Source organism: Kitasatospora sp. NPDC057518, assembly GCF_042802075.1.
GTDB lineage: Bacteria > Actinomycetota > Actinomycetes > Streptomycetales > Streptomycetaceae > Kitasatospora.
This window is the reverse complement of sequence record NZ_JBHVEU010000599.1, coordinates 1-4,409: the sequence shown is the minus strand read 5'-3', so window position 1 is coordinate 4,409 and position 4,409 is coordinate 1. Positions and strand designations below refer to the sequence as shown.

The 4,409-nt window shown below is 71.7% G+C and carries 5 protein-coding genes; all 5 read left to right on the top strand.

What is annotated here, in order from left to right; all coding sequences use genetic code 11:
* The coding region (locus ACFU7Z_RS36835) for a substrate-binding domain-containing protein (RefSeq protein ID WP_380782427.1) at nucleotides 1–381 on the top strand (381 nt) is incomplete at its 5' end.
* Between the two features lie 57 nt (nucleotides 382–438).
* On the top strand, nucleotides 439–1,692 hold the full coding sequence (locus ACFU7Z_RS36830; RefSeq protein WP_049650543.1) for an extracellular solute-binding protein: 1,254 nt from the start codon (nucleotides 439–441) through the stop codon (nucleotides 1,690–1,692).
* Nucleotides 1,682–2,788 (top strand): carbohydrate ABC transporter permease, encoded by a 1,107-nt coding sequence (locus tag ACFU7Z_RS36825; protein ID WP_380782425.1) that lies wholly within the window; start codon nucleotides 1,682–1,684, stop codon nucleotides 2,786–2,788. Before ACFU7Z_RS36830 ends, ACFU7Z_RS36825 begins: the two co-directional genes overlap by 11 nt.
* Nucleotides 2,775–3,671: a carbohydrate ABC transporter permease gene (locus tag ACFU7Z_RS36820; protein ID WP_380782423.1), complete on the top strand. Its 897-nt coding sequence runs from the start codon at nucleotides 2,775–2,777 to the stop codon at nucleotides 3,669–3,671. Before ACFU7Z_RS36825 ends, ACFU7Z_RS36820 begins: the two co-directional genes overlap by 14 nt.
* A gap of 52 nt (nucleotides 3,672–3,723) precedes the next feature.
* A partial coding sequence (locus ACFU7Z_RS36815) for a trehalase-like domain-containing protein (RefSeq protein WP_380782421.1) occupies nucleotides 3,724–4,409 on the top strand: 686 nt, incomplete at its 3' end.

Genomic DNA, 4,409 nt, shown 5'->3' with positions numbered 1-4,409 from the left:
ACGATGCGCGAACTCGGCCTGCCCACCCGGGGCCGCCGGGCCGAGAGCCCGGACGACCCGGAGCGCGCCACCGAGGCCGCCGAGCGGCTGCTCGCGGCCGGCGCGACCGCGGTCGTGGCCGCCAGCGACACCCTGGCCCTCGGCTGGTACCAGGCGCTGCGGCACGACGGCCGCGCCCCCGGCCCGGAGGCGGCCGTCATCGGCTTCGACGACTCGCCGATCGCCCCCCTGCTCTTCCCCTCGCTGTCCAGCCTCGCCCAGCCGCTCGACGCGGTCGGCCGCGAGTGCATGCGGCTCCTGCTCGACCGGCTCGGCGACCGCCAACGGCCGACCGAACACGTCCTGCTGGAACCGGAACTGGTGCTCCGCGAAAGCGTGTGACACCGCTCCCCCGAGCCGTCTCCGACCCATCCCCCCACCCTCGCAAGGAGATCACGCATGGCCACCTCCCGCACCCTCGCCGCGGCCGCCGTCTGCGCGGCCGTCGCCCTCGGCGCCGTCACCGGCTGCTCCTCCTCCGGCGGCTTCGGCGACTCGACGGCCAAGCAGTCCTCCGGCGGCAAGCAGGACCTGACGGTGCTGATCGCCACCTCCGGCGAGGCCGAGACCGCGGCGGTCAAGGCGGCCACCGCCGCCTGGGCACAGCAGACCGGCAACACCGTCACGGTGCAGATCGCCAGCAACATCAACCAGCAACTCGGCCAGGCCCTCGCCGGCGGCACCCCGCCGGACCTCTTCTACGTCAACTCCGACCAGTTCGCGAACTACGCCAAGGGCGGCTCGCTCTACGCCTACGGCGACCAGATACCCGACGCCGCGGACTTCTCCGAGCAGCTGCGCAAGGCCTTCAGCAACGACGGCAAGCTCACCTGCCTGCCCAAGGACAGCTCCACCCTGGGCCTGGCGATCAACACCGACCTCTGGAAGCAGGCCGGCCTGACCGAGGCCGACTACCCCACCACCTGGCAGCAGCTGTCCGACGACGCCGCCAAGCTCACCAAGGACGGCGTCACCGGCCTCGTCACCGCCCCCGACTACCAGCGGGTCGGCGCCCTGCTGAAGGAGGCCGGCGGCTGGATCACCGACCCCGAGCAGAAGACGATGACCGCCGACAGCCCGGCCAACAAGCAGGCGCTGGAGTACCTCCAGTCCATGATGAAGGCCGGCTCCGCCAAGTACGTCGCCGAGGTGGACGCCGGCTGGGGCGGCGAGGCGCTCGGCAAGGGCAAGGCCGCGATGACCATCGAGGGCAACTGGCTGAAGGGGGCGATGGCCAAGGACTTCCCGAACGTCCCGTACAAGGTGCTCCCGCTGCCCGCCGGCCCGGCCGGCCCCGGTACCCTCGCGTTCAGCAACTGCTGGGGCATCGCCGCCAAGAGCACCCACCAGGCCGCCGGCGTCGACCTGGTCAAGCACCTGACCAGCGCCGACCAGCAGCTGGAGTTCTCCAAGGCCTTCGGCGTGATGCCCTCGCGCACCAGCGCGCTGGCCACCTACGCCCAGCAGTACCCGGAGTCCAAGGCCTGGGTCGACGGCGTCGCCACCTCCCAGCCGCCGGTCACCATCGCCGGGTTCAACCAGGTGCTCACCCAGTTCAACACCGACCTCCAGTCGCTGAAGACCGGTGACCCGGCGGCCGTCCTGGGCAGCCTCCAGCGCAACGGCGAGCAGGCGCTCAAGAATGCCAAGTAAGAGCGCCGCCCGTACCGACCGCACCGCCCGTACGGCCCGCACCGCCGGGACGAGGGCCGGGCGCGGCCTGCGCGAGGGAGCGTGGGGCTGGCTGTTCACCGGCCCCATGGTCCTCGTCCTCGGGCTCTTCATGGTCCTGCCCATCGCGATGGCCCTGTGGGTCAGCCTGCTGCACTGGGACGGCCAGTCCAACCCCTTCAGCGGCAGCGCGGACTTCGTCGGCCTGGACAACTACCGGCGGCTGTTCACCCAGGACGGCCTGGACCGCACCCTGTTCGCCACCTCGCTGCGCAACACCCTGTACTACGTGGTGCTGACCGTGCCGCTCCAGACGGTACTGGCGCTCTTCCTCGCCATCGCCGTCAACCAGCGGATGCTGCGCGGCCGGGGCGCCCTGCGCACGGTGTTCTACTTCCCGTCCGTCACCAGCTCGATCGCCGTCTCGACGGTCTTCCTCTTCCTCTTCCAGGGCAGCGGCGCCGTCAACCGGATGCTCGGCTGGCTCGGCGTCCAGGGACCGAACTGGTTCGCCGACCCGCGCGGACTGGTCTGGCTGGTGCTCGGCTGGTTCGGCGTCGACCAGCCGGCGCCGACCGCCGGCGGGCCGCTCGGACTCCCCTGGTCCGAGTGGTTCGCCGGGCCCTCGGTCGCGATGTCCACCCTGATCCTGATGGCGGTCTGGACCACCTCCGGCACCTTCATGCTGATCTTCCTCGCCGCCCTCCAGGACATCCCGCGCGAACTGGAGGAGGCCGCCGCCCTGGACGGCGTCAACCGCCGCCAACTGCTGCGCCACGTCACCCTGCCCGCGCTGCGGCCCGTCCTGTTCCTCGTCCTGACCCTCGGCCTGATCTCCACCTGGCAGGTCTTCGACCAGGTCTACGTGATGGGCAAGGGCGCCCCCGGCAACACCACCCTCACCCCCGCCTACCTGTCCTACTCCTCCGGCTTCGACAACGCCGACTACGGGCAGGGCGCCGCCATCGCGTTCGTCCTGCTCGGCCTGATCCTGCTGCTCACCGCCGTCCAGCGGTGGGTGCTGCGGGAACGGGACGGCAAGCCGGGGCGGAAGGGAGCCCGACGTGCCGCGCACTGACGCCCCGCGGGCCGAGGACCGGCCGGTCCTCGGCCGCTTCCCCCGACCGCTGCGCCTCCTCGGCTACGCGGCCCTGGCCGGCTTCGCGCTGATCTACCTGCTGCCGTTCCTGCTGCAACTGGTGAACAGCTTCAAGACCGACCCGGACGCGGCCGCCCACCCGATGTCGCTGCTCCCGGACGGCGGCACCCTCGCCTCCTACCGGCGGCTGCTCGGGCTGGCGGACGGCATGGAGAACGTCCCGTTCCTGCGCTGGCTGGGCAACAGCGTGGTGGTGACCGTCCTGGTCACGGCCGGCCGGGTGCTGTTCGACTCGATGGCGGGCTACGCGCTGGCCCGGATCAGGTTCCCCGGCCGGCGGCTGCTCTTCGGCTTCGTGCTCGCCGTGATGGCGGTGCCGGGCGTGGTGCTGCTGATCCCCAAGTTCCTGGTGCTGAAGAGCTTCGGCATGTTCGACACCTACAGCGGGATGGTCCTGCCCCTGCTGGTCGACGCCGCCGGGATCTTCATCATGAAGCAGTTCTTCGAGTCGGTGCCGCGCGAGATCGAGGAGGCGGCGCGGATCGACGGCGCCGGGACCTTCCGGATCTTCTGGTCGGTCGTGCTGCCGATGTCCCGGCCCTCCCTGATCACCCTCACCGTGCTCTCCTTCCAGGGCTCCTGGAACGAGTTCACCCACTTCCTGGTCTCCACCCAGTCCAGCGACCACGACACCCTGACCACCGGACTCGCCCACTTCGTCGCCGGCGGCCTCGGCTCCGGCACCCAGTACCCGCTCAAGCTGGCGGCCGCGCTCGTCTCCACCCTCCCGGTGGCGCTGCTGTTCTTCTGCTTCCAGCGGCACTTCGTGCGCGACGCCAACTCGGGCTCGTCCAAGGGCTAGCCCCCGCTTCTTCCCCTCTCCCATCCCTTCCGCACCACTCTGGAGAACGCCCGTGCCCGCCCGCATCGAGGACTACGCGCTGATCGGCGACATGCAGACCGCCGCCCTGGTCGGCCGGGACGGCTCCGTCGACTGGCTCTGCCTGCCCCGCTTCGACTCCCCGGCGGTCTTCGCCGGCCTGCTGGGGACCGACGAGCACGGCTTCTGGCGGCTCGGCCCGGGCGGCGACACCGCCGCCCCGGCCGTGCCCGCCGACCGCCGCCGCTACCGGGGCGACTCGCTGATCCTGGAGCAGGAGTGGGACACCGACGGCGGCACCGTGCGGGTGGTGGACTTCATGCCCCCGCGCGGTACCGCCGCCCCACAGCTGATCCGGATCGTCGAGGGCGTCTCCGGCACCGTGCGGATGCGCTCCGCACTGCGGATGCGCTTCTCCTACGGCCGGGTGGTGCCCTGGGTCCGCCGCGTCGAGCAGGCCGACGGCGGCCACCGCACCGTCGCCGTGGCCGGCCCCGACTCCGTGTGGCTGGACGGCAGGGCCGAGACCTACGGCCGAGACCTCACCACCTACGCCGACTTCACCGTCACCGCCGGGGAGCGGATCGCCTTCGCCCTCACCTGGCAGGCCTCCCACCTCGACGCGCCCAAGCCCCCGGACGCCGAGGGCATGCTCGACGCCACCGCCGACTTCTGGCACGACTGGGCCGACCAGTGCACCTACCAGGGCCCCTACCGCGA

Coding starts and splice junctions, on each gene's coding strand:
- ACFU7Z_RS36825 (WP_380782425.1), top strand. CDS start 1,682: ATGCCAAGTAAGAGCGCCGCCCGTACCGACCGCACCGCCCGTACGGCC.
- ACFU7Z_RS36830 (WP_049650543.1), top strand. CDS start 439: ATGGCCACCTCCCGCACCCTCGCCGCGGCCGCCGTCTGCGCGGCCGTC.